This window comes from Gallintestinimicrobium sp. (genome assembly GCF_046968865.1).
GTDB lineage: Bacteria > Bacillota > Clostridia > Lachnospirales > Lachnospiraceae > Gallintestinimicrobium > Gallintestinimicrobium propionicum.
On record NZ_JBKVPW010000004.1, the window covers coordinates 81,524 to 104,336 of the forward strand.

Sequence of the window (22,813 nt, forward strand, 5' to 3'; positions counted from 1 at the left end):
GCACCTGCAGAATGGAGAAAATATGAGCTTTTGGAAAAAATGTCCACTGTTGGCCGCAGTGATCGTCAGCGGACTGGTGATAGAGGGAGCCGGGGTTGCCAATGGGGTAAAATCCGGCGAAATAGAAAATCCGGCGAGCTGGAAGCAGCCTGCGTTAGCGACTGTTTTTATAGATTTAAAACAGGGCGTTTATCCGTGGAGTGACAGGAGCGTACAGACGGCGGCGATGGATGCTGCAGATGTGCAAAAAGACAGAATAACGGAGAAAACTGCGCTGCAGGAAGAAGGCGGCGAAGGTTCCGGTCAATCTGGAATATCTGCGGAAGCCCAAAAAAACGGACTGGATATATCGGAAACCGGCGGGCAGGCGAATGATGGAAACGGGGGAGAAAAAGCCGGACAGATGGCGAATGCTGACCGGGATGCAGATCATAAAAACGGAACCGGAGACAAAAATGAGGCAGGCGTAAGCGGAAATGCTGTGCCAGGTAAGGCGGCAGAAGAGAAGCAGGAAGCAGAGGAGGAGCCGCTCGAATTTACCCATGTGGACAAGGAGTATTTTGCGGACGCCGTGTTTATCGGGGATTCCCGGACACAGGGACTCTACGAGTACAGCAACCTGGCAGATGTGGCGACCTTTTACAGCAAGACATCTCTGACGGTCTATAATTTATTTGAAAAACCGAAGGATTTTATCCGGGAAGGCGATGAAAAGCTGACGCTGGAGCAGGCGCTTTCCAGACACCAGTTCAAAAAAGTCTATCTGATGATCGGCATCAACGAGATGGGCACGGGAACGCCGGAATCATTTTTTGAAGCCTATGCGAGGGCGGTATATAAGATTCGGGAGCTGCAGCCGGACGCAATTATTTTCGTGCAGGGAATCATGCGCGTGGCGGGGCAGAAAAACGCTTCCGATCCAGTATTTAATAACACAAACATCAATATCCGCAATGTGGAAATCGAAACACTCGCAAACGGAAAGGATATTTTTTATATTGACGTCAACGAAGCGGTCTGCGATGAAAACGGCAATTTATACGCGGATTGGACATTTGATCAGATCCACCTGAAAGCGAAATATTATCAGGTCTGGGAGAATTTCTTGATGGAACACGGAATCGTAAAAAAGTAAGCAGAAAGAATTAGTGAAAATTATCTTGACAAAGGCAAAAGGCGTCTGTATAATCGTATGAGTATGGACGAAGTCCGTTTGGATTTTGCCATGTCGTTAGGAGTATACTATGTTAGTGAATGTGACAGATGTTTTTACATCCGAAGGCAAAGTTCTTACGCAGGAGTTTGCGTGGGAGACTGCAGAGATTACACATGATGGAAGCTCTTATCCGGTAAAGAGCAGCAATAAGCTTTTGCTGAAGCTGACGAATACCGCGCAGGGCGAAGCACTTGTGGAAGCGAAGCTGCAGTTTGTGGCAGGAATTCCCTGTGACAGATGCTTGGAAGAAGTAGAAGTTCCGTTTGATCTTTCCATCGTACAGAAGCTGGTGGCACCTGACCGTGCTGATCAGGATGCTTTGGAAGAGCAGGAAGCTTTTATGGAAGGTTACTCGCTGAATATAGATAGTCTGATCGATAATGAGATTACGACAAGCTGGCCTATGAAGGTGTTGTGCAGACCAGACTGCAAGGGACTGTGTCCTGTCTGCGGGAAGGATTTGAACACGGGAGCATGCGGCTGCGATACTTTTGTTCCCGATCCGAGGATGGCGGCAATCATGGATGTCTTTAACGCGAATAAGGAGGTGTAACGATGTCTATCTGTCCTAAGAATAAGTCTTCCAAGTCCAGAAGAGATAAGAGACGGGCAAATTGGAAAATGAGCGCACCCACTCTGGTGAAGTGCAGCAAATGCGGCGCACTGATGATGCCTCACAGAGTCTGCAAGGCCTGCGGTTCTTACAACAAGCGCGAAATCGTTAAGGTTGAGGCTTAAATAATAGAATACACGTTTTGTGGGCATTCTATTGTTATGAATAACAGACGAGCAAACAAAAGGGCTTCCGGAATCTTCCGGGAGCCTCATTTTTTTGCCTGAAAACGTCAGGAAAATTGACTTTTCTACGGTATTTTAGTATAGTAAAAGATGTTACAGTTCACCCAAGCCATTTGCAAAGAGGCACGAACGAACTATAACAAAAACAAGAAAGGGCAGGTGCTTTAAGATGGCAGAACTGGTCAGAGTTGCTGTGGACGCGATGGGCGGAGACAACGCGCCGACAGAGATTATAAAAGGTGTTGTAGAGGCAGTTCATGCAGATGAACGCGTGAAGGTTTTTTTGGTAGGACAGGAGGACGTTGTGAAAAAGGAACTCGCAGCCTATTCCTATCCGGCAGAGCGGATTGAAGTCGTACACGCTTCCGAAGTGATCGAGACGGGCGAGCCTCCGGTCAATGCGATCCGCGGCAAAAAGGATTCCTCCATTGTAAAAGGCTTAGGTCTGGTGAAAAACGGCGAATGCGACGCGTTTGTATCTGCGGGAAGCACCGGCGCGGTTTTAGTTGGCGGACAGGTGTTAGTCGGCAGGGCAAAGGGCGTGGAGCGTCCGCCTCTGGCTCCGCTTATCCCGACAGAAAATGGCTGTTCTTTGCTGATTGACTGTGGCGCAAACGTGGATGCAAGACCTTCGCAGCTGGTACAGTTTGCAAGAATGGGATCGATCTACATGGAAAATGTCATGGGAGTAAAGAACCCGACAGTTGCCATCGTCAATATCGGTGTGGAAGAAGAAAAAGGCAATGCGCTGGTAAAAGAAACCTATCCGATGCTGAAAGAATGCAAAGATATCAATTTTATCGGAAGTATCGAAGCACGTGATATCCCGGCAGGAAAGGCAGACGTCGTTGTGTGTGAAGCGTTTGTCGGTAATGTAATCCTGAAATTGTACGAGGGTGTCGGCGCAACCCTGATCAAAAAAGTAAAGGGCGGCATGATGACAAACCTGCGTTCAAAGATTGGCGCACTTTTGGTAAAACCTGCACTGAAGCAGACCCTAAAGGCATTTGATCTGGAAGAGTATGGCGGCGCGCCGCTGCTTGGCTTGAAGGGACTTGTTGTAAAGACCCACGGAAGCTCCAAATCAGTAGAAATTAAAAATACGATTCTGCAGTGCATCACGTTCCAGGAGCAGGATGTTGTTGGAAAAATTACAGCCAGCATTGCAGCTGCAAAGGAAGAAGGATAAGGGGTATGGAGTTTGAAAAGCTGAAACAGATCGTGGCAGAGATTTTGAGCGTAGATCCGCGGGAACTGACGGAGGAGACGAATTTTATCGACGATCTGTGTGCGGATTCCCTGGATCTTTACCAGGTCATTCAGGAAATTGAAGAGACGTTTGAAATTGCAATACCAGAAGAAGAGGCAGAAAAGATCAAAACCGTCGGAGAAGCGGTAGAGCTGATCAGAAAGACAAGGAACGAGTGAACAATATGACTGAGGAATATACGATAGGTGAGCTGGAAAAAAAGATTGGATATCAGTTCCGGGATAAGAGTCTGTTAAAACAGGCTCTTACTCACAGCTCTTTTGCCAATGAACAGAGAATCAACAAATTAAAGGACTACGAGCGGCTGGAGTTTTTGGGAGATGCTGTGCTGGAGCTGATTTCCAGCGATTTTCTTTTCCATGAGAATCCGCAGATGCCGGAAGGAAAGCTTACGAAGCTGCGTTCCTCGATGGTCTGTGAGCCAGCGCTTGCGTACTGCGCACGGGATATCGAGCTGGGACGCTACATGTTGCTTGGAAAGGGCGAAGAGGCGACCGGTGGACGCAACCGCGATTCGATTACCTCGGACGTGATGGAGGCGGTGATCGGCGCACTGTATTTGGACGGCGGTTTTGACGCGGCACATGATTTTATCCACCGATTCATTTTATCCGATCTGGAAAATAAAATTCTGTTCTATGACAGCAAGACGGTGCTGCAGGAAATTCTGCAGGCAGAAGGCGATGGGGAGTTTTCTTACGAACTCAAAGGAGAAGAGGGACCGGATCACAACAAATCGTTCTGGGTTGATGCAGTCAGAAACGGGGAAGTGATCGGCAGCGGGCATGGCCGTACCAAAAAGGCGGCGGAGCAGCAGGCGGCTTATGAAGCAATCCTGAAGCTTCGGAAGTGCTAAGGAGCCTATAATATATGTATTTAAAGAGTATAGAAGTACACGGGTTTAAATCCTTTGCCAATAAAATCCTGTTTCAGTTCCACAACGGAATCACCGGTATTGTCGGACCAAACGGCAGCGGAAAGAGTAATGTTGCTGACGCCGTGCGCTGGGTGCTGGGCGAGCAGCGAATCAAGCAGCTGCGCGGCGCAACGATGCAGGACGTTATTTTTTCCGGTACCGAATTGAGAAAACCGCTGGGCTATGCCTATGTGGCGATTACGCTGGATAACAGCGACCATCAGCTGGCAATTGACTATGATGAAGTGACGGTGGCGAGACGCCTGTACCGTTCCGGCGAAAGCGAATATCTGATCAACGGGACACCGTGTCGTTTAAAAGACGTCAACGAGCTGTTTTACGACACCGGTATCGGGAAAGAAGGCTATTCGATCATCGGACAGGGTCAGATCGACAAGATCTTGAGCGGGCGCCCGGAAGAGCGTCGCGAGCTGTTCGACGAAGCTGCAGGAATCGTAAAATACAAACGCCGCAAGGACGCTTCCGTAAAAAAACTGGAATCCGAGCAGCAGAACCTCGTGCGTGTCAACGATATTTTGTCCGAGCTGGAAAAACAGGTCGAACCGTTGGGCAAACAGGCGGAAAAGGCAAGGGTTTATTTAAAACACCGGGAAACATTGAAAGCGCTGGACGTTAACGTATTTTTGCTGGAAAGTGAAAAAACGCGGGCACAGCTTTCCGATACGGAAGAAAAATACCGGATTGCAGACGGAGATTTAAAGGATACGACGACCCGATATGAGGGCATTAAGGAAGAATATGACCGGATTGCAACGCAGATCGAGGCGCTGGAACGACAGATGGAGCAGGCGCGGGCACAGCTGACAGATACGTCCGTCCTGCGCGGAAAGCTGGAGGGTGAAATTGCCGTCCTGCAGGAAAAAATCCGTTCCATCCGGGGCAATGAAGCACATTTGCAGAGCAGAAAAGAGACGCTGCGCAAGGAGATTGACGCACGAAACGCCGACAAAGAAAAGCTGCTGCAGCAGCGAAACGAGATTCAAAAACGGCTCGAAAAGCTGCAGGAAGAGCGCAACAGCGCTGCAGCAGAACTGGAAATCATCCAGAGCCGGGTCGCAGGTTTAAACCAGTCGATCGAAGATGCCAAAAACGCGATTATTGATACGTTGAATGATCGTGCGGCGATCAAGACGAAGATGGGACGCCAGGATACGATGCTGGAACAGGCGCAGATTCGGAGGGCAGAGTTGAATTCCCGCCTGCTGCGCGTCAAGTCCGACGAGGTACAGCAGGAAGAGAGCATCAAAAGTCTGGAAGAAGCCTTTAATACAGTGACGCAGGAAATCGCGTCGAGGAAGGAAGCTCAGACGGCGATGGAGGCGAAGTTAAACGAATTTCGGGAGACGATCGCCAAAATGGATCAGGCGCTGCGGGATGCACAGGTGCAGTATCATCAGGATAAAACGAGACTGGAAGCGGTCAGCAACCTGACGGAGCGCTATGAGGGCTACGGTGGAAGCATCCGCCGCGTCATGGAGCAGAAAGATAAAAATCCCGGCATCATCGGTGTTGTCGCGGACATCATTAAAGTAGAGAAAAAATACGAAACTGCGATTGAGACGGCTCTTGGCGGCAGCATCCAGAATATCGTAACGGATAATGAAGAGACCGCCAAAGGGATGATTTCGTTTTTAAAGCAGACCAAAAGCGGACGCGCGACGTTTTTGCCGTTAAACAGCATCAAAAACGCACAGGAATTTCGGCAGAAAGAAGCCTTAAAGGAGCCTGGGGTTTTAGGACTTGCGCATACTCTGGTACATACGGATGAAAAATACGGCGATGTCGCAAAATCGCTGCTCGGCAGAATCGTAGTCGTCGATCACGTCGATCATGCAACGCAGCTTGCCCGGAAATTCAAGTACTCGCTGCGGATTGTGACGCTGGAGGGCGAATCCTTATCCCCCGGCGGTTCGATCAGCGGCGGCGCGTTTAAAAACAGCAGCAACCTTCTGGGACGCAGGCGCGAGATAGAAGAGCTGGAATGGAAGGTAAAGGCGCATGCCAAAGCGGTAGATGAGCTGCTCGTTTCGATCGAAGACCTCAAAAAAGACCGGAACGAATGCCGGACAGAGCTGGAAAAGAGCCGCGCTGCGCTGCAAAACGCCTTTATCCGCCAGAATACTGCCCGCCTGAATATAGAAGCGGCGCAGGAGAAAAAGGATCAGACGAAAGCAGGCGTCGAAGACCTTAAAAAAGAAGAGATCGAGATCGAAACCCAGGTGCTGCAGATCCGAAAAGAAAAGGAAGAGACAAAGCAGGAGCTGGAACGTTCCGAGGCTCTGGAGGGCGAGAAAAACGAACAGATCGAGGGCTTTACGAAGGATCTGGAAGAGGCGCGCAGGCAGGAAGCTGCGCAGACCGCTGTATTGAATGAAAAAGAACTGGATGTGGAAAAAATCCGGCAGCAGTTCGGATTTTATCAGGCAAACGAAGACCGTATCGCCGGAGAAATCGCACGATATGAGGGCGAGCTGGAAGAGGTCAAAAAGAGCCTGACAGACGGCGTGGCAGACGCCGCCGGGAAAGAAGAAAGCATCAAAAGGCTGCAGGAGACCATCGAATCCTCCAAAACGACGCAGTCGGATACGCAGGATAAGCTGAATGCAGACAGCAAAAAGCGGGAAGAACTTACAGAACGGCAGAAAGGCTTTTTCACGGAGCGCGAAGAGCTGTCCGCACGGATGAGCGCGCTGGACAAAGAGGTTTACCGCTTAAATGCCCAGAAGGAAAAGCTGGAGGAGTCCATGGAGAATCAGGTCAACTACATGTGGAATGAGTATGAACTGACCCTCCGGGATGCAGCGCAGCTTCGGGATGAGACGATGAACGACCTTGCTGAGATGAAAAAGCAGACGCAGACGATCAAGGAAGCGATCCGCAGACTGGGCGATGTCAATGTTAACGCCATCGAAGATTATAAAAATCTGATGGAGCGTTACACGTTTTTGAAGGCACAGCACGACGATCTGGTGGAAGCTGAGAAAACGCTGGAACGCATCATCGTCGAGCTGGATGAGGCGATGCGAAGGCAGTTTAAGGAGAAGTTTGCAGAGATCAGTAAGGAGTTCGATAAGGTATTTAAAGAGCTTTTCGGCGGCGGCAAGGGTACGCTGGAGCTGATGGAGGACGAGGATATCCTGGAAGCAGGCATCCGGATTATCGCACAGCCGCCCGGTAAGAAGCTGCAGAACATGATGCAGCTTTCCGGTGGGGAAAAGGCGCTGACGGCAATTGCGCTATTATTTGCCATCCAGAACTTAAAACCGTCACCGTTCTGTCTGCTGGACGAAATCGAGGCGGCATTGGATGACAGCAACGTCGGAAGATTTGCCCACTACCTGCATAAGCTGACCGCCCATACACAGTTTATCGTCATTACCCACAGACGCGGCACGATGGAAGCGGCGGACCGGCTTTACGGAATCACGATGCAGGAAAAAGGCGTATCGACGCTTGTAAGCGTCAACCTGATAGATAAAGATCTGACCTGATGGTAATCAGGATAAAAAGGAGGTAAGCGGATGGCAGAAGAAAAGAAAAGCTTTTTTGCCAGACTGCGGGAGGGACTGACCAAGACCCGCAACAATATTGTCAAAGGATTTGACTCCGTTTTTTCCGGATATTCCGTTATTGACGACGAATTTTATGAAGAGCTGGAAGAGACGATGATTATGGGCGACCTGGGCGGTCGGGCGACAGAAGAGATTCTGGACCGATTAAAAGAACAGGTCAATGACCAGGGAATCTGTGATCCGCAGGACTGCCGGGAGATCTTAATCGACAGCATCCGGGAGCAGATGCATGTCGGCAAGACAGCTTATGATTTTGAAAAAGAGCAGTCCGTCGTCATGGTGATCGGCGTAAACGGTGTCGGCAAGACGACTTCGATTGGAAAACTCGCTTCCAAGTTAAAGAAGCAGGGACGCAAGGTCTTAATCGCGGCGGCAGATACGTTCCGTGCGGCAGCTGGCGATCAGCTGGAGGAATGGGCGAACCGCGCAGGTGTCGATATGATCGGCGGCGTAGAGGGCTCTGATCCGGCGAGCGTTATTTACGACGCGGTCAATGCGGCAAAAGCACGTCATGTGGACGTCCTTTTATGCGATACGGCGGGACGTCTCCACAATAAGAAAAACCTGATGGAAGAGCTGCGCAAGATGAACCGGATTATCGACCGGGAATTTCCTGGTGTCCATCGGGAAAATCTGGTCGTACTGGACGGCACGACCGGACAGAACGCGCTGGTACAGGCGCGGGAATTTGCGCAGGTTATGGATTTGACCGGTATTATCCTGACCAAAATGGATGGAACCGCCAAGGGCGGTATTGCGGTAGCAATTCAGTCGGAACTGCACGTACCGGTAAAATATATCGGTGTCGGGGAGAAAATCGAGGATCTGCAGAAGTTTGATCCGGATCAGTTTGTGAATGCACTGTTTGATACAGAGAAGGATGAGGTTTACTAAAATGGAAGAAGAAAAGATGCTGACATTGGAAAAATTTGAAGAGGCTTCCGAAGTAGTGCGCAGAGTAACGCTGGAGACAAAACTTGTATACAGTGATTATTTCAGCCAGCAGACCGGGGCAAAGGTATTTTTTAAGCCGGAAAACCTGCAGTTCACCGGTGCATACAAGGTAAGAGGCGCTTATTATAAGATGAGCACTCTGACCGAGGAAGAGCGTGCAAAAGGCGTTATCACCGCCTCTGCGGGCAACCATGCGCAGGGCGTTGCTTATGCTGCGAAGTGTTATGGCGCGAAAGCTACAATTGTAATGCCGACAACCACGCCTCTGATCAAGGTAAACCGTACCAAAGGATACGGCGCAGAAGTTGTACTTTACGGAGATGTATATGATGAAGCATGCGCAAAGGCTTACGAGCTGGCGGAAGAGCATGGATATACTTTCGTACATCCCTTCGATGACCTTACCGTTGCAACAGGTCAGGGAACTATTGCGATGGAAATCGTCAAAGAGCTTCCCCTTGTGGATTATATCCTCGTTCCCATCGGCGGCGGCGGACTGGCAACCGGCGTTTCCACGCTGGCGAAGCTGTTAAATCCGAAGATCAAGGTGATCGGCGTAGAGCCTGCAAATGCAAACTGCATGCAGGAATCCATCAAAAATGGCAAGGTGACGACGCTTCCTTCTGTCAACACGATTGCAGACGGCACCGCAGTAAAGACGCCCGGCACGAAAATTTTTCCGTATATCCAGAAGAATCTTGACGATATCATTACAGTAGAGGATGCAGAGCTTGTCGGTGCATTTCTGGATATGGTTGAAAATCACAAGCTGATCGTGGAAAACTCCGGTCTGCTGACCGTTGCAGCGTTAAAGCACCTCGACCTGAAGGGAAAGAAGGTCGTTTCGATCTTAAGCGGCGGCAACATGGACGTGATCACCATGTCCTCCGTCGTACAGCAGGGTCTGATTTTGAGAGACCGTATCTTTACGGTTTCCGTTCTGCTTCCGGACAAGCCGGGCGAACTGAGCAAGGTAGCTGCCGTCGTTGCAAAAGAGCACGGCAATGTTATCAAGCTGTCCCACAACCAGTTTGTTTCTATTAACAGAAGCGCTGCAGTAGAGCTGCGTATTACGATGGAGAGCTTTGGTACAGAGCATAAGCAGGAAATCATTTCTGCACTGGAAAAAGAAGGATATCGTCCGAAGGTTGTACAGACAAATATGTAATGGCAGCAGTTTAAAGAAAAAACAATAGAATGCACGCTCTGCGAGCATTCTATTGTCATGAATAACGAGCCATCCGAAACGGATTGAACTGTTTCGGATGGCTCGTTTTGACTTATTGCAGCTTAACAAAACGATTACAAATCGGTTCTGTGACGGCATAGTTTAAGGCACGAACCAGAACTTGCATCACCACTGCGAACGGATAAATGCTTTTAATTCCTCAGCTTGTTTGTTTAAAACTTCCTGATCCCGCTGTTGCGGCGCTTTTGTGTCGAGATGTACTTTTCCGAGTGCATGGAACAGGACAAAATCGGAAAGTGCAGTCTGATAACGGTGCAGTGTTTCCTGATAATCCGGCTCTTTGGAGACATCACAGAGTTCGAAAGGATCTTTTTTCAGGTCATAAAAGGCACAGTCCTGCATACTGCCGTAGACCAGAAGCTTGTAGGAATCCGAACGGAGCATGTAGCCGATCTTCGGATTCGTCTGGCTGCCAAACTGCAGCTCGGAAAAAGCAAACTGTCTGTGGTCGTTTCCAAGCAGAGAACGTCCCTGCATGGTAGGAGGGATTGGCTGCCCGCAGAGTTCAAGGACAGTCGGCGCTACGTCGATATTTTCAGAGAGGAAGGAATCCGTCTGTCCGGCGGCCTGCTGTCCGGGATATTTGACAATCAGGGGAATTTTGATGAGCGGATCGTAGAGATGCCTGCCTTTTAACATCATATGATGATAGCTCATGTAGTCTCCGTGATCACTGGTAAAAACGATCATGGTATTGTCATAAAGTCCTTTGGCCTTCAGCTTTTGCAGGATGGTACCAATTCCATTGTCGATTTCGGAAATCATACCGTAATAGGAAGCCATCATTGCCCGGATATCCTTCTCATCTATTTTATCGGGGTGGATCGGAGAGCTGCCGAAATTGGAATCGAAGGGGAGCGGCTGATCGGTATAACCAGGCAGCAGATGCAGGGAGTTCGGATCGTACATCGTACTGTAGGGTGCAGGCGGATCAAAGGGGTGGTGCGGGCTGATGTAGCCGACCATCATACAAAAGGGCTGATCGCAATTCCACTGATCAAGACGGTCGAGAGCACGCTGTGTAATCCATTCGCTGGAATAAAACGGAAGATCGAGATCAGACTGACAGCATTGGCAGTCATCGAATCTGTGATCTTCTGGCGGAAGCTGAAACAGACCGGATTCGTAGTGCAGATCAAAACGGTCGATTTTACCGTGCTTCATCAGAAAATGATGATAATCGTCCTCGAAGCGTCCGCAGCCGTTTTGCTCTGCCAGCTCAAGATCGGAAAATCCGATGTCCAGATAAGTGGGAGTCATGTGCATTTTTCCGACTGCGGTGGTTTGGTATCCGTTTTCACGCAGGAGCTTTGGAAAAGTCGGATAGCCGGAGGGCAATGTACAATGGTTGTCCCATGCAGCATGCTGGTGCACATACAGACTGCAAAATAGCGAATAGCGGGATGGGGTACAGACCGGATAAACCGTATAATGGTTCTGATAGGTTACGCCGTCTGCTGCCAGAGCGTCGATGTTGGGTGTCTGGATATCCGGGTTGCCGTAACAGCCCAGACAGTCCTGACGCAGCTCGTCGAGATGAAGGATCAGGATGTTTGGTTGGTTCATAATTAAAATCCTTTCGTTTGTCATAGGCTCCTCCCACTTCCCTTGGGAGGTGGGAGGAGCCTTATATAAGTGTCCTTTCCGGAGATATGGGATTCCTGACAGTAGGACGCATTTTATGGTTTTGCTGAAAGGGTGTACCTCACGAATACGCATATCGGTTTGGGAATATAGTCCATGATAATGCAAAGAAAGGCTTTTTAAAATGGATTTTCCTGCCCGATGCGAGGTTTTTGTAGTCAGACAGCACGAACTGTGGTAAGATAGAACAAGCAACGGAAAGGATGGTAGCAAGCATGCTGGAATTTAAATATGATACACAGCTCCTGATTGAAGGAGAAAATCTGGATGAGGATGAGATCAGCGAATATTTCACCGAACATTTCAAGGGAGACTGCCTGCTGGCGGTCGGTGACGATGAGCTGATCAAAATTCATTTTCACACCAACGAGCCCTGGAAGGTGTTGGAATACTGCGCGTCCCTCGGCGAGATCTACGACATTGTAGTAGAAGATATGGATCGTCAGTCCAGAGGTCTGAAGGGCTGAGAAGAAAGAGAGAATTGTCCGTTTTTTAACAAAAAACGGACAATTTTTTTGTAAAAAATATTCCTTGCGCCCACTCCTGAATCTGATATATTGGTAATGGAAGGCATTTCACACAACAACCGAAAAAGGAGAGGGACATGAAAAGTTGTATCAGTACTTACAGCTTTGAAAGGCTGTATCAGGACGGGGGATTTACACGCTTTGATGCCATCGACAAGACAAAGGAATATGGCTGCCAGGGGGTAGAGCTGGTGTTGGATGATAAAACACCGGACGGCAGCACACCTATGGAGTATGCGAAGGCATTGTGTGCGCATGCAAAGGAGCAGGGACTGGAGGTTCCAATCTACACGACGGGAGCGAATTTCTTCGTGAAGGAGCCGGAAAAGGAACTGGAACGGCTCTGCAGGCATATCGACATTGCGGCAGAATGCAAGATCCCGCTGCTGCGCCATGACGTCGCATGGGGCTATTACGAGGGCTATACGGGGATCAAAAGCTACAAAAAGGTCATCGAAGCGGTGGCACCGTTTGTGCGTCAGGCAGCAGAATATGCCAGGGAGCGCGGTGTGAAGACCTGCAGCGAAAACCACGGCTATCTGTTACAGGACAGCGCGAGAATGCTCGAGCTGTTTGCGGCGGTTGATCATCCCAATTACGGATTTCTGTGCGATATGGGCAATTTTACAGTTGTGGATGAGGACTGTGCGACGGCAGTATCGGCACTTTCGGACTATATTGTGCACGTTCACGCGAAGGACATGCTGGTGCGCTCCGGCATGAATTTTGACCCGGGCAGAGGCTATAATCTTTCCAGAGGCGGCAATTACTGGCGCGGCACGATTTTCGGACATGGAAATGTGCCGACGTTCCAGATCCTTTCTGCGATCCGCAAATCCGGCTACGACGGCTATGTTTCTCTGGAGTTTGAAGGAATGGAGCCCGTTCTGGAGGGCGTTGAGATCGGAACACAAAATCTGCAGCATATGATCGAAGTAATCGGGGAGGGACAGAGATATGTATGATTTTTCTATCGGCGTAATGCTGGAATCGTTTAAGCTTCCAATTCCGGAGGCAATCAAAAAAGCAAAAGAGCTAGGCGCAGAGGGCATTCAGGTTTATGCAACCTATGGAGAGCTTTCTCCCCACAATTTGGTCGGTGCAAAGCGAAAAGAATTCCTGGACATGGTAAAGTCCAACGGACTTGTGATTTCCGCTTTATGCGGCGATCTCGGAAAAGGCTTCCACGATCCTGCAAAGAATCCGGAGCTGATCGAGGAGTCGAAGCGGATCTTAGACCTTGCAAAGGAGCTGGAAACCAACATTGTGACAACTCATATCGGTGTTGTTCCGTCTGATCCGGCGAATGAACGCTATCAGATCATGCAGGAGGCATGCTTTAAGCTGGCACAGTATGCGGATTCCCTGGATGCACATTTTGCAATTGAAACAGGACCGGAAGAGTCTGCAGTTCTGAAAAAGTTCCTGGATGGTCTGCATTCCACCGGTGTTGCAGTCAATATGGACCCTGCAAATCTTGTCATGGTGACGGGGGACGATCCGGTGCAGGCGGTATACAACCTGAAGGATTACATCGTCCATACCCATGCAAAGGACGGCAGACGAAACTATTACAGAGCTCCCGAAGAGGTTTATGGACTGGTAGAGGCAGAGATGCTGGCAAGCCCGTCCTTTACGGAGCTGCCGCTCGGAACCGGAAATGTGGACTTTCCAGCATACTTAAAAGCGCTGGATGAAATCGGCTATCACGGCTTTTTGACAGTGGAAAGAGAAGTGGGAGATACGCCGGAAAAGGATATTCGGACGGCAGTGGAGTTTTTGCAGAAGTTGATCCGGTAAATAACAGATAACAGAAAGAAATATCCCAAAGGCGAAGACATGGCAGAAGCTGTGACTTCGCTTTTTTGTTTTGCGCCCAGCTGTGCACGTACTTTACTGCTTTTGTCAGGTATATTTTCAAAAAGTATATAAGTTAAAAAAAGGACAACGCGAATCATAAGATTGGACATTGTTTTCCAAAATGCAATCAGATACAATGACCTTACAATAGTTGTGCACAAACAATTGGGGAAAACAAAAGATATATTGTACAGAATGACGGCGTTTCGGAATGCTGATCGGAGGGTATGAAAAAGAGGAGGTTTGTTTATGAGATTGAAAAAGGCACTGGCTCTTACATTGACAGCAGCAATGGCAATCGGAACACTGGCTGGCTGTGGCAGCTCTTCTGGCACAGCAGAGACCACGGTAAAAGAAACAACTCAGGCAGCGGCAACGGAAAGTACTGCATCGGCAGAAACAGAAAGCACCGCTGCAAAATCTCTGGCAGACTATGATAAAGTGGATACGTTTAATGCTTATATGATGGGTGCCGGGATCACGGACGAGGAGTTCAACAATCTGGAACAGGCGAAGCTGTTTGAAGAAAAAACCGGATACAAGGTTAACTATACACAGATTCCGGACACAGATACACAGACAGCGATTCAGAATGCATTTATGCTGAAAGAAGACTTCCAGTATATGCTGGTAAGCAAGGATACGTTCTTCATGCTGTTGGCAGCAGGGGCTCTGGCACCGATCACAGAGTATGTAGAAGGATCGGAATATCTGAAAGACCAGATTTCCGAGGTTGGCTGGGATCTGGTGACAAAGGATGGAGAAATCTATGGTGTCCCGCAGCGGGCAGCAAAGAATTGTGCCGCATTAGGATTGGCTTATCGTGCAGACTGGTTAAAGGATTACAATGAAGCAAATCCGGAGGATCAGATTGACGCTCCCTCCGAAGAAAATGGCTATTCCATGTGCGTATCGGATTTCAGAAAGATGCTGGAATACTTCAACACCAGAGTGGCTAAGGGCGGTCATGCATTGGGAATCGGCAATGGTGTTACCTGCATGACAGAGATCCTTCCTGCATTTGGTGTTTATCAGAAATGGATGGAAACAGACGGAACAGTACAGTTTATGACAGAGCAGCCTGGCTTTGAAGAATATGCAGAATATATGACAGGCCTGTATGACGATGGACTGGTTTATTATCAGGCAACCTCCAATGATACCGGCGTGATCGCAGCCTTCCAGTCAGAGATGGCAGGGGTTGTAGAAGCGGCACACTGGGAAGCGTACACCCTGGAAACTGTAAGCGCACCGGAAGGAGAAGATCTTTCTCAGTACACAGATGATAATATTGGCTATATTTCTGCACTGGTTCCCGATGACAACAAGGGCGATGCAAGTGCAGTCAGAGTATGGAGCGGACAGGGATATAACAGTATCTGCGTATTGCCTTCTTATAATACGGCAGAGCAGAGTGCAGCAGTTGTAGACTGGATGGATAAAAAGCTGGAGCCGGAGCTGTACCGTGAAAGCGTTATTGGTGTAGAGGGTGAGACCTATACGGTAGAGAATGGAGAATACTATCCGATCCTTCCTGAATTTAATGACAGAATGGGCTATGCAGATAAACTGATCAGCGGTAACAGAGAAGAGGATAATTCGAAGTACTGGCTGGCAAGAACCAGAAAGACTGCAGCTCAGGATAAGCTGTTTAGTACGATCAACTATAATGTTGACAATACCGGTATCAAGAATCCTGTTGATATGATGAGCACAAACGATGCATATGACAATTATTTCAGCAAGGCAAATACAGATGTGTCAGATCAGCTGGTTTTAATGCTGTTCAACAGCGCAGAGGCATTTGATCTTCAGAAGGTACATGATATATGGGTGGCAGACAATGGAGATGACATCACAAATTCTATTACAGAATGGTATAACAGCTGGGGCAGCAAAGATATTTATAATGAAGTAAAGGCAAGATAACAAAAAAGAAGGATTGAATGTGCCATCCGGTCGGTTTTTGGACGGTATTTGACCAAAACTGGCCGGATGGCACAGAATTTTTTATACGGAGGCGCGTATGGCAGGAGAAAGAAAGAAAAAGCAGAGCCTCGGGCAACAGTTAAAGAGAGAGGGAAAACTTTATCTGTTCTTTGTCCCGTCAGCTCTTTTACTGATCCTATTCAGCTATATCCCGATGACGGGTCTGATCATGGCATTTAAAGAAAATCCGAATATTTTAGGCGCACCATCTGTCATTCAGGGAATTTTGGATGCAAAATGGGTTGGATTGGATAATTTTAAAAAGATCTTTACCAATGTGGAGATTTTAAAAGCGCTGCGCAATACGCTGATCATCAGCCTGGAAAAGACAGTTTTTATTTTCCCGATCCCGATTGCGATCGCCCTTTTGCTGAATGAATTACAAGGAAAGATCGTAAAAAAGACACTGCGCTTTACGATGTATCTTCCCTATTTCCTTTCCTGGGTAACGGTTGCCGGTATCTGTGCGACACTTTTGAATAAGGATACCGGTATGATTAATAATATCCTGGAGTATTTTGGGCACGAGAGAGTTGCCTTTACCACAAGCAATACAACGATCCGCCCTGTTCTGGTTATCACACAGGGGTGGAAATGGATCGGTTACAGCACAGTAATCTACCTTTCTGCCATCACAGCACTGGATACAGACCTTTTGGAAGCTGCAAAAATCGATGGGGCGACGAAGCTGCAAAGAATCTGGCATGTGACACTGCCGGGAATATTGCCGATCATTGCCATCAATTTTGTGTTGAGGATGGGAAGCGTTCTGGATGCCGGATTTGAGCAAATCTTCATCATGTATTCTCCCTACATTAAAGAGAATGCGGACATTCTGGGAACCTATACGTATCGCCTGATCCGGGAGGCAAGCCTTTTGCCGCAGTATGCGCTGTCTACTGCAGTCGGTCTGTTTAACGGTGTGGTATCTATGGTTCTGGTTCTTTTGACAAACTGGTTTGCAAAAAAATATTTAAAAACAGGACTTTGGTGAGAAAGGAGAGAGCAGGATGAAAGAAGATACTCATAGCGGATCGGTCAGAATTGTGATGCTGCTTTGCTGGATACTCTCTCTGGCAGTTTTAATGATCGAGGCTGTAGATGGACGTCTCAATAGTACAAAGGAGCTGGACGCTGTATTTTTACTTCTGTGGCTGGTGCTGGAGGCAGAAAGCATTCTGAAGCTGAAAAAGAAAATAGCGAAAGAAGGCTTTAGAGAAACCTTTAAATTTAACGGGGCAGAGATGCTCTGGGTGATTTTGGCATTCATCAGCGTAATTGTGATGTTAGCGTCGCAGAGTGGCTGGATGCGCTGGGTGGTTCTGCTCAGAGGCCCCAGCGTGTTGCGCAGATTCAATGATGAAAAAACGTTCGAAGTCATCGGTGAAATGATCGTGGTGGTTTTGATCCTGTTTTTTGTGGTACCGTTTTTCAATATTATTGCAGTTGCACTTTCGGCACCGGGACAGATTATCAACGTAATTCCACAAAATATCGATTTTTTCGCATTGAATTATGTTATTCACGATACTGCATTTTTAAAAAGCTTTCTCAATTCTATTTTTATTACAGTGGCAGGAACCTTGATCGGTACGATTGCAATGGCGATGGCCGCATATCCCTTATCCTGTCCGGAACTTCCATTTCGGCGTGGATGGATGGTCTTTTATATGATCACAATGTATTTTGGCGGAGGTATGGCGCCTGCAATTGTATTGATGAATGCATTAGGATTGATGAATACGATCTGGGCATTAATCCTTCCTGGAACAATTTCTATATACAATATGCTGCTGATCAAAGGAACTTATGAAGGCATTCCGATAGAATTAAATGAAGTGGCAAGAATCGACGGGGCTTCGGAGATGTGTATTTATTTTAAAATTATCCTGCCGCTGTCCAAGGCGATCATTGCCACGACGGCATTTATGCAGATCGTAAATTTCTGGAATAATTACACCTCATCGATTCTGTATATTACCACCAATACAGCCATTTATCCGGTGCAGGCATATATTCAGAACTTCATGAACCGCAATCCGATGGAAATTGCGGCATATACGCCGGAGCTTCTCGCTTATTGGAATAATTTAAAGACAGCCTATCTGCTGGTTGCGATTGTTCCGGTCATCTGTGCATATCCGTTTATGTACCGGTTCCTGCAGAACGGTCTGACGGTTGGAGCAGTAAAAGGCTGAAAGGAGAACTTTGATGAAAGTAGGATTTATAGATTATTATCTGGATGAATGGCATGCAAATCATTATCCGCAGCTGCTTCAGCAAAAAAGCGGCGGCAGATTAGAGGTTGCATATGCATATGGAAAGATTGACAGTCCTATCACAGGAAAAACAAGCAAACAATGGTGCCAGGAATTTGGCGTACAGCATTGTGAAACCGTGGAAGAGGTTGTGGAAAAAAGTGATGTGCTGATCGTATTGTCGCCGGATAATTGCGAGATGCATGAAGAATTGTGCCAAAAACCGCTTATGTCCGGAAAGAGAACCTATGTGGACAAGACCTTTGCTCCGGATCAAAAAACAGCGGAAGCAATTTTTAAAGTTGCAGAAGCTCATAACACACCTTGCTATTCCACATCGGCACTTCGGTTTGCCTCGGAATATGAAGCACTGAAAGGAAAGAAAATCCAGGCAGCTGCATTTTGGGGACCATATGATCTGGAAACCTACAGCATTCATCAGCTGGAACCGATGATCATGCTGATGCAGGGAAACGTAAAACGTGTGCTTGCACAGCAGTCAGGTGATTGGACACAGATCTGTTTGGAATGGTCGGATGGAAGAGCTGCATCCCTGACCTGTACGGGAAAGGACGGTGCCTTCTGGGCAAATATTGATCTGGAGCAGGAAAACCGCACTTTTCAGATCACATCGGATAACTTTGGCGCATTTATAGAGAATCTGGTTGCCTTTTTGGAAGGGGAAGACATTCCTGTGACACATTCGGAGACAGTCAGGATTATGGCAGTCCGGGAAGCCTGTCTGAAAGCCTCCCGACAGCCGGGATTCTGGATTGAGCTATAAAGCCCATTGGGGAAGAAAGCTAAATGGAGAGCCGGTCAGAGCTGCTGGACAGAAGCTCCCGGTATTTAGCTGGAGTTGTATGATAATATTTTTTGAAGGCTTTACAAAAGGAAGAATCATCAGAAAAATGAAGCACCTGGCTGACCCTTGCAATGGTATAATCCTGAGCAAGCATTTTGGCAGCGGTTTCAAAACGGCGCTGTGTATAGTAATCCTTGATGGACAGGCTCATGGACTGAGAAAATGTCTTGGATAAATAGGCATAGCTGTATCCAAGCGCCTGACTGATATCGGAAAGCTTTTTGATATCGGTCAGATTGGTATCGATATAATTACAGATTTCATAGGCAAGCGGATTGGATGCGTGCAGCTCAAGGGTATCTGTATAGTTTCGGGCACGATAATTGGAAAGATCGCGGTAGGTATGGACAATGATCTGCAGGATACAGGATTCCAGCATTTCCATGGAGAACAGCGTAGGCGCGGAAATCTCGTTTAAGGCAAGGGTAAAACAGTCAAACAGCTTGAAGTGGTCTTCTGCAATGGGATTTTCAAGATGTTCGAAAAAATTGTAGAGCGGAAGATATTTTTCAAAATCAGGGTGTTCCTTACAAAAGGAGAAACCGAGGCACATGTAGCGCAGGGGATCATCCTTGGAGGAACGGACAGCATGAAGATCATGATCATTTACCAAAAAGACGGTATTGGGAGTGACTTCATATGGAACATTGTTTCGTTCGTAAATTCCATGGCCGGATACAATATAAGAGATTTCAAAGCAAATCTGCTGATGGGGAGGATATTGATAGTCAGAGGAGCAGGACAGGTCACAGATCTGAAAAATCTGAAACAGACCCAGATCCAGGGTTTTGTCCAGAAACTCCATACTCAGATGATATTTTTTCTTATGTCTGTCAGAGTCTGACTCATCAAAAAAATAGGTTGTCCGTGCCATGGTTAAGGTCCTTCCTTTGTTGAAAAACATCTATTTTGTGAACTAGATTATACACGTCTTACAAATAACCTGTCAATGAATGAAAAAATGTTAGTTAAATTACAACAATTCAAGGAATGGGAGAAGGAGAACAGGAGGATGGACAAGAAAGGACTTATGGACATCAAAGAGCTTCCGGTATATTTTCAGGCAGATGTTGTGGTCTGCGGCGGCGGAACAGCAGGTGTATTTGCAGCAGTTGCAGCGGCAAAGGAAGGTGCGTCTGTATTGCTGGTGGAAGCGCTGGGAGGTCTTGGTGGCAGTGCAGTGAACGGGCTGGTGCTGCCAATGATGCGTGTATACATGAAGGAAGAACCCAGATGTTCCTATCTGCATCAGGATATGATGGAACATCTGGAAGCATATCTGCCGGACAGAATCAATGAAAACAGCTTTGACCCGCTGATCCTGGGAGCGGTTTTGGAACAGATGTGTACAGAAAATGGGGTAGACATTCTGCTGGATGCCGTTTTATGCGATGTGGCGACAGACAACGGAGCGATCCACGATATTGCAGTGATGTGTCAGGGCGGAGTCCGCAGAATCAGCGGCAGAGTATTTATTGATTGTACGGGAGATGGAATTCTATCCGTTCTGGCAGGAGCAGAGTATGAAGCAGGAGCACCCGGAAGTAAGATTAATCAGCCGATGTCGCTGCGGTATCTGCTGGGCGGTGTGGATAAAAAGCAACTGGGACAGTTTTTTGACAGCTTAAAGGATCCGAACACAGCCCAGTCCGGAAAGGATGGAAAGAATCTGTATGCAGATGTGACCAATAAACGGGTCAGCGGTCTGACTCCTTTTTTTGAAAAAGCGATCGAAGCAGGCGAACTCGTTTATGAGGATATGGTTTACTGGCAGCTGTTCGATGTTCCGGGAAGGACAGATGGAGTGGCACTCAACAATCCGGAATTTTTTGAATATACGGATGCCTGTGATCCCAAACAGTTGACGCAGATCCATCTGAAGGGAAAGCAGATCATCTTAAGACAGCTTAACTTTTATAAGAAATATTTTCCGGGATGTGAAAATGCCTATGTTTCCAATATTTCTGCTATGGTCGGTGTACGGGAGAGCCGCCGGATTCTGGGCGAATATGAGCTGACCGGTGAGGACCTGCTGAAACAAAAAAAGTTCGAGGATGCCATCAGCCAGGCAAATTATCCGGTAGATGTGCATGGTATGAAGGAGCTGTATCGGGATGACAGACCCCATGGAGATACAAATAAACCGTGGTATGAAATTCCCTTCCGATGTCTGGTGGTGAAAGGGTTTGACAATCTGTTGACTGCGGGACGGTGTATCAGCTCGGATTTTATTGCGCAATCAGCAGTTCGGATCCAGATCTGCTGTCACAGTACAGGAGAAGCAGCCGGTATTGCAGCTGCCATGTCGATTCAAAACGCTGTTTCTGTCAAAGAAATAAAGGGACAGGAAGTACGGGCAAGAATGCAGAAGCTTGGAGCCGCTTTTGTGTGATGCCTTGATTCATTGAAAATGCAAATAGGAGGAACTGAAAATGAAAAAAGTGATGGTTGGAATTATCGGCTGCGGAACAATTGCCAATAGTGCGCATATTCCGGCTTATTTAAAAAATGAGGACGTAGAGATCAAATATTTCTGCGACATTATTCCGGAGCGCGCAAAGGCGGCAGTAGAAAAATATGGCTGCGGCATTGCAGTGGAGGATTATCATAAGGTATTGGAAGATCCGGAAGTGGAAGCGATCTCTGTTTGTACGCCCAATCGGATGCATGCAATTATTGCGATCGACGCCATGCGTGCGGGAAAGCATGTGCTCTGTGAAAAGCCTGCGGCAAGAACCTATCCGGAAGCGTTGGAAATGCAGAAAGTACAGCATGAAACCGGAATGACCTTAAATATCGGTGTTGTGAACCGGTTTAACGATATGGTAAATCTGATTCGGGAATATATTCAGGACGGACGCCTGGGCGAGGTATATCATGTTTATCTGAGTTTTCGTGCATTCCGCTCGATCCCGGGACTTGGCGGTGCGTTTACAACGAAAGAAATTGCGGGCGGCGGTTCTTTGATTGACTGGGGCGTACATTATCTCGATCTTGTCATGTACTGTTTAAATGATCCCAAGCCCCTTACAGTGTCCGGCGAAACATTTTGCAAGCTCGGAAAAGAGATGGAAGGTTATGTGTACCGGAATATGTGGGCTGGTCCTCCGAAGTATGACGGTGTTTATGATGTAGATGATTCCGTGACTGCATTGGTGCGGACAGAAGGACCGGTCTTTACCGTACACGGCGCCTGGGCGCAGAACATTGACGAGGATGAACAGTTTGTAGACTTCATGGGGGATAAGGGCGGTATTCGTCTGACGTATGGAGGAGAGTTCACCCTTTATACAACAGAGCATGGAGCATTAGTCAAATATGTACCGGAAGTAAAGACCAGAAATATGTTTGAAACGGAAATCAATTCGTTTGTCCGTTGTATCCGTACCGGGGAAAAGCTGCCGTCTCATATTGACACAGCGGTACTTACCTCCAGGATTATGCAGGCGATTTATGATTCCGCTGCAACACACAGGGAAGTAGTGCTGGAGTCATAAAATGGGGAAGGCGGGTGGATACTCATCTGCCTTCCCTTTCTTTATAGAAAATAGGATTCAGAAAAAAAGCGGCGAAAAGAGGGCGTGGTGTGAAAAATAAGCGTGATCGCTTATTTTTCACACAGCTATTTGTGCCGTAGGCGTCACAAAGCGCCTGAGGAATGGAGGATAAAGGAT

The 22,813-nt window shown here is 47.7% G+C and carries 20 protein-coding genes; 18 read left to right on the plus strand and 2 right to left on the minus strand.

Annotated elements, in window-relative coordinates:
* Window positions 1-22 precede the first annotated feature (22 nt).
* The 9 genes from ACLTOQ_RS05320 to ilvA all read left to right on the plus strand — a co-directional run bounded on the left by ACLTOQ_RS05320 (window position 23) and on the right by ilvA (window position 9,915).
* On the plus strand, window positions 23-1,135 hold the full coding sequence (locus tag ACLTOQ_RS05320; RefSeq protein ID WP_412318989.1) for a GDSL-type esterase/lipase family protein: 1,113 nt from the start codon (window positions 23-25) through the stop codon (window positions 1,133-1,135).
* Between the two features lie 109 nt (window positions 1,136-1,244).
* Window positions 1,245-1,769: a YceD family protein gene (locus ACLTOQ_RS05325; RefSeq protein WP_412318991.1), complete on the plus strand. Its 525-nt coding sequence runs from the start codon at window positions 1,245-1,247 to the stop codon at window positions 1,767-1,769.
* A gap of 2 nt (window positions 1,770-1,771) precedes the next feature.
* On the plus strand, window positions 1,772-1,954 hold the full coding sequence (rpmF, locus tag ACLTOQ_RS05330; protein ID WP_021914354.1) for a 50S ribosomal protein L32: 183 nt from the start codon (window positions 1,772-1,774) through the stop codon (window positions 1,952-1,954).
* Between the two features lie 229 nt (window positions 1,955-2,183).
* A complete protein-coding gene (gene plsX, locus ACLTOQ_RS05335) occupies window positions 2,184-3,203 on the plus strand; it encodes a phosphate acyltransferase PlsX (RefSeq protein WP_117959625.1) in 1,020 nt (339 codons plus the stop codon).
* A 5-nt stretch (window positions 3,204-3,208) separates the two neighbouring features.
* Entirely contained in the window at window positions 3,209-3,442 is a 234-nt protein-coding gene (gene acpP / locus ACLTOQ_RS05340; protein ID WP_021914356.1) for an acyl carrier protein, read from the plus strand.
* Window positions 3,443-3,447: 5 nt separating this feature from the next.
* A complete protein-coding gene (gene rnc / locus ACLTOQ_RS05345; RefSeq protein ID WP_021914357.1) occupies window positions 3,448-4,140 on the plus strand; it encodes a ribonuclease III in 693 nt (230 codons plus the stop codon).
* A gap of 14 nt (window positions 4,141-4,154) precedes the next feature.
* Entirely contained in the window at window positions 4,155-7,712 is a 3,558-nt protein-coding gene (gene smc / locus ACLTOQ_RS05350; protein WP_412318992.1) for a chromosome segregation protein SMC, read from the plus strand.
* A gap of 30 nt (window positions 7,713-7,742) precedes the next feature.
* A complete protein-coding gene (gene ftsY / locus ACLTOQ_RS05355; protein ID WP_021914359.1) occupies window positions 7,743-8,687 on the plus strand; it encodes a signal recognition particle-docking protein FtsY in 945 nt (314 codons plus the stop codon).
* Window positions 8,688-8,703: 16 nt separating this feature from the next.
* Window positions 8,704-9,915 (plus strand): threonine ammonia-lyase, encoded by a 1,212-nt coding sequence (gene ilvA / locus ACLTOQ_RS05360; protein ID WP_117959681.1) that lies wholly within the window; start codon window positions 8,704-8,706, stop codon window positions 9,913-9,915.
* Between the two features lie 186 nt (window positions 9,916-10,101).
* On the opposite strand, the gene ACLTOQ_RS05365 is transcribed toward ilvA, so the two are convergent.
* The gene (locus ACLTOQ_RS05365; RefSeq protein ID WP_412279824.1) at window positions 10,102-11,586 is read right to left on the minus strand and encodes a sulfatase; all 1,485 of its coding nucleotides are present in this window, start codon (window positions 11,584-11,586) and stop codon (window positions 10,102-10,104) included.
* 269 nt (window positions 11,587-11,855) lie between these two features.
* On the opposite strand from ACLTOQ_RS05365, the gene ACLTOQ_RS05370 reads away from it, so the two are divergent.
* From ACLTOQ_RS05370 to ACLTOQ_RS05400, 7 genes are all read left to right on the plus strand, one after another.
* Complete coding sequence (locus tag ACLTOQ_RS05370) at window positions 11,856-12,107, plus strand: hypothetical protein (protein ID WP_021914362.1); 252 nt, start codon at window positions 11,856-11,858, stop codon at window positions 12,105-12,107.
* A gap of 137 nt (window positions 12,108-12,244) precedes the next feature.
* Window positions 12,245-13,132: a sugar phosphate isomerase/epimerase family protein gene (locus ACLTOQ_RS05375; RefSeq protein WP_412318993.1), complete on the plus strand. Its 888-nt coding sequence runs from the start codon at window positions 12,245-12,247 to the stop codon at window positions 13,130-13,132.
* Entirely contained in the window at window positions 13,125-13,967 is an 843-nt protein-coding gene (locus ACLTOQ_RS05380) for a sugar phosphate isomerase/epimerase family protein (protein ID WP_412318994.1), read from the plus strand. Before ACLTOQ_RS05375 ends, ACLTOQ_RS05380 begins: the two co-directional genes overlap by 8 nt.
* A 309-nt stretch (window positions 13,968-14,276) precedes the next feature.
* On the plus strand, window positions 14,277-15,956 hold the full coding sequence (locus ACLTOQ_RS05385) for an extracellular solute-binding protein (RefSeq protein ID WP_412318995.1): 1,680 nt from the start codon (window positions 14,277-14,279) through the stop codon (window positions 15,954-15,956).
* A 97-nt stretch (window positions 15,957-16,053) separates the two neighbouring features.
* Window positions 16,054-17,010, plus strand: coding sequence for an ABC transporter permease (locus ACLTOQ_RS05390; protein ID WP_337562938.1), 957 nt, complete (start codon window positions 16,054-16,056; stop codon window positions 17,008-17,010).
* A gap of 16 nt (window positions 17,011-17,026) precedes the next feature.
* Window positions 17,027-18,214 carry a carbohydrate ABC transporter permease gene (locus ACLTOQ_RS05395; RefSeq protein WP_412318996.1) on the plus strand — a complete coding sequence of 396 codons (1,188 nt, stop codon included), beginning with the start codon at window positions 17,027-17,029 and terminating at the stop codon, window positions 18,212-18,214.
* A 13-nt stretch (window positions 18,215-18,227) separates the two neighbouring features.
* On the plus strand, window positions 18,228-19,058 hold the full coding sequence (locus tag ACLTOQ_RS05400) for a Gfo/Idh/MocA family oxidoreductase (RefSeq protein ID WP_412318997.1): 831 nt from the start codon (window positions 18,228-18,230) through the stop codon (window positions 19,056-19,058).
* Window positions 19,059-19,077: 19 nt separating this feature from the next.
* On the opposite strand, the gene ACLTOQ_RS05405 is transcribed toward ACLTOQ_RS05400, so the two are convergent.
* Window positions 19,078-20,013 carry an AraC family transcriptional regulator gene (locus tag ACLTOQ_RS05405; protein WP_412318998.1) on the minus strand — a complete coding sequence of 312 codons (936 nt, stop codon included), beginning with the start codon at window positions 20,011-20,013 and terminating at the stop codon, window positions 19,078-19,080.
* A gap of 138 nt (window positions 20,014-20,151) precedes the next feature.
* Between ACLTOQ_RS05405 and ACLTOQ_RS05410 the strand changes: the two genes are divergently transcribed.
* Entirely contained in the window at window positions 20,152-21,531 is a 1,380-nt protein-coding gene (locus ACLTOQ_RS05410; protein ID WP_412318999.1) for an FAD-dependent oxidoreductase, read from the plus strand.
* A gap of 40 nt (window positions 21,532-21,571) precedes the next feature.
* Entirely contained in the window at window positions 21,572-22,636 is a 1,065-nt protein-coding gene (locus tag ACLTOQ_RS05415) for a Gfo/Idh/MocA family oxidoreductase (RefSeq protein ID WP_337562782.1), read from the plus strand.
* The last annotated feature ends 177 nt before the right edge of the window (window positions 22,637-22,813 follow it).